The sequence below is a fragment of the Ruegeria sp. CDSA089 genome (assembly GCF_059612205.1).
In genome coordinates, this window is sequence record NZ_JBXWQD010000025.1 from 1 (window position 1) to 2,419 (window position 2,419).

3 protein-coding genes and 1 pseudogene are annotated in these 2,419 nt (G+C 52.0%); 3 read left to right on the forward strand and 1 reads right to left on the reverse strand.

Translation table 11 applies throughout. The annotated features are described in order from the left end of the window. Nucleotides 1-2: 2 nt before the first annotated feature. The gene (locus AC2FJ6_RS20760; RefSeq protein WP_170775471.1) at nt 3-302 is read right to left on the reverse strand and encodes a hypothetical protein; all 300 of its coding nucleotides are present in this window, start codon (nt 300-302) and stop codon (nt 3-5) included. 570 nt (nt 303-872) lie between these two features. Here AC2FJ6_RS20760 and AC2FJ6_RS20765 point away from each other — a divergent pair. From AC2FJ6_RS20765 to AC2FJ6_RS20775, 3 genes and pseudogenes are all read left to right on the forward strand, one after another. Beyond that, entirely contained in the window at nt 873-1,388 is a 516-nt protein-coding gene (locus AC2FJ6_RS20765; protein ID WP_496669852.1) for a DUF805 domain-containing protein, read from the forward strand. 74 nt (nt 1,389-1,462) lie between these two features. Further along, nucleotides 1,463-2,233, forward strand: a complete 771-nt coding sequence (locus tag AC2FJ6_RS20770) for a hypothetical protein (RefSeq protein WP_496669854.1) — start codon at nt 1,463-1,465, stop codon at nt 2,231-2,233. Then, nucleotides 2,217-2,419: pseudogene (locus AC2FJ6_RS20775) on the forward strand (hypothetical protein); the annotation flags it as partial. The gene AC2FJ6_RS20770 and the pseudogene AC2FJ6_RS20775, both read left to right, overlap by 17 nt.

The following is a 2,419-nucleotide window of genomic DNA, read 5'->3' on the forward strand; positions in this document are numbered from 1 at the left end:
GGTCACAATGCGCCTTCGTCGCCCAGGAACTCGATACCAGCTGTCGTGCCATCACTGTAAGCAATGCAATTCCAAGGAGCACGATCCTCGCCAACGCCTACAGTGACCTGTGTTCCTGCCTCGCTAAACGCGGATGAGAGCACCACGACTTGCGAATTGTTCGTTGTGCTGGCTACATCTCGCAAACACGCCTGCTGAGCCGGCGTGAGGTCGGCGGACGCGCTTGATGTACTCGTATCGTCGCAGGCTGCAAGCAATGCGAAACAAGTTGCGCCTGCAACCATCACCATCTTGCTGGACATTTTCTTCTCCCTCTTGTTCCCTTGAAAATAATGAAATTGGATGTGCTTTTTTGAATCTCTCGCGTCTGGGCAGCCAATGGGACATGCCTTGATCTTGTGACTACCTTGCCCAAAACCCGCCGCTTGCCGGCTTTGTCGGCGGATCGATATTTTGTTGACTACCGAGATAGCCAACAACGTGTGATGGCCGAATGATGGCCCTGGCAAAAGCTAGAGCGAGCTTTGGAGAGAGGGTTCTTATTTTGAGTCTGAGCATCGCGTCCTCCTAAGCACGATCACTTTAGAAAGTCTTCCAACCGCCAGCACTCACTCTAGCGGCTGGAAGGGCCCGGCAACGCGAGCAACAACGACAACAACGGAGGTAAAATGAAAGTTGTGTCGAATTCGCATGTTTGAATCTATTTTTTAATAAATCAACATTTTTTCCGCGCGTAAACTTCTTTACGCTCTCGTACGATAGGCCTCTGCCTTCAAACAAAAAGGTTCGTGGGCGCATCCTTAGGGTCGCGTGAGTTCTTCTGAGCGGCGAAGCGTTTTTCGGCGCACAGAAAGTCAATAAAGGAGTGAAAAATGGGATTTGGTGAAGCCGTTAAAACGTGTTTTTCGAAATACTTCCAGTTTTCCGGTCGGGCTTTACGCTCAGAATACTGGTGGTTCTTCTTGTTTGTGGTTCTCGTGAGTGCCGCTTTAGCCATGTTGGATTCGGTCCTTTTTGGAACCAACCCCGAAACGGGCCAAGGCTCTCAGGTTCTGTCCTCCGTTTTTCAACTGGCCGTCATTATACCCATGCTCGCCGTCGGTTGGAGAAGGCTGCACGATACAGGGCGACCTGGCTGGTACTTGCTGTTGCCGATGGCGCTCAGCATTACAACGCTTTTTGTTTTGCTGGGTGGGGTGGCGTTCTTTTCGGTATTGGAGCAAGGGACCGAAAATCCCGATGCATTGCGAGGACCTGCGGCAGTTTTGGGTGTGACCGGTATCGTTGTTGTCTCAATCCTTCAGTTCGTTCTGTCCATTCTGATGATCTGGTGGCTGACACGACCTTCCCAAGAAGGCGCAAACGAATACGGCGAATCTGTTTCCTGATTTGGCTGTCCGGGCAATTGGCTGGAACTTCTGCTGGACGACAGTGCGAACCGTAACTCAATGGAGAGAAAAAAATGAGCTGCAAAACCATTTCCATTGGAATGCTACTGATGGCAGTGGCGACCACAGCATCAGCGGAGTGGTCTTTCAGCTCCGGGCCCAACCCGAATGCGTTTATTCAGACAGGAAACATGACGCTGGAACTTCAGTGTAACCGTATTCGCTTTGCTCCGGCTGGATTCGAGGACAGCCAGGACATTGCGGACAAGCAGGGGCTTTCCATTCGTTTCTTGAAGAACGGCACCACCGAAGTTGGAGCATTTCAGGTTGGCGCAGAAAACGCTGCCGTGCAGATCGTCGACAACTATCCCGTCGAGGTCAGTTTCAATAGTCAGCCGGACTATGGTTTTGTTCTGGACCAGCTTGCGGCCAATGCATCGGTTAATCTGTCGATGATTGATCAAGATGTCAGCTACGGAATTTTTGACTTGAAAGGTTCCAGCGCAGCAATTCGATCCCTTCGTTCTGCGTGCAACTCGAATGTTAGCCAGGAGGCCTCCTACGAAGCGCCTGAAGGCATCGTCTATTGTGGTGGAGGAGCGATAGAGCGCGTGATCGAGCCCGTAATTTTGGACAATCCGGACGGAGAGTGGGACGCGCGAGTAGCGGTCAATGGCGAGTCGATCAGAGCCATGACTGCCTACAGTTACTTCGGAAATTCTGAGCCGCCGACCGGATTTGTCGTCGCCCTCCTTGGGGAAGACAGGTCCGAGTTTTTGATTTTTAGCGAAGGCTCGGCAAACTGGCTGGAGTACGGGGACTATAGGTATGATCAATGTAACTGACGCAACCCTCCAACCTGCTTCCCAAAAAGTGCGCCTGTTGAAAGGGCTGGCATCAGGGATTGTGCTGGTTTCGGGCCTATTTTGGACCTCACCAGCTGTCGCTGCTGATGTTTCACAACTTCCGCCCGGTTTTCAGGCGAAGGTTGATCTGGCGGCACAAGCCTGCGCGGAGTTCAACAACGGTCA

Excerpts from the sequence above, each read along its gene's own strand:
- AC2FJ6_RS20760 (WP_170775471.1), bottom strand. The coding sequence starts at position 302 with ATGTCCAGCAAGATGGTGATGGTTGCAGGCGCAACTTGTTTCGCATTG.
- AC2FJ6_RS20770 (WP_496669854.1), top strand. The coding sequence starts at position 1,463 with ATGAGCTGCAAAACCATTTCCATTGGAATGCTACTGATGGCAGTGGCG.
- AC2FJ6_RS20765 (WP_496669852.1), top strand. The coding sequence starts at position 873 with ATGGGATTTGGTGAAGCCGTTAAAACGTGTTTTTCGAAATACTTCCAG.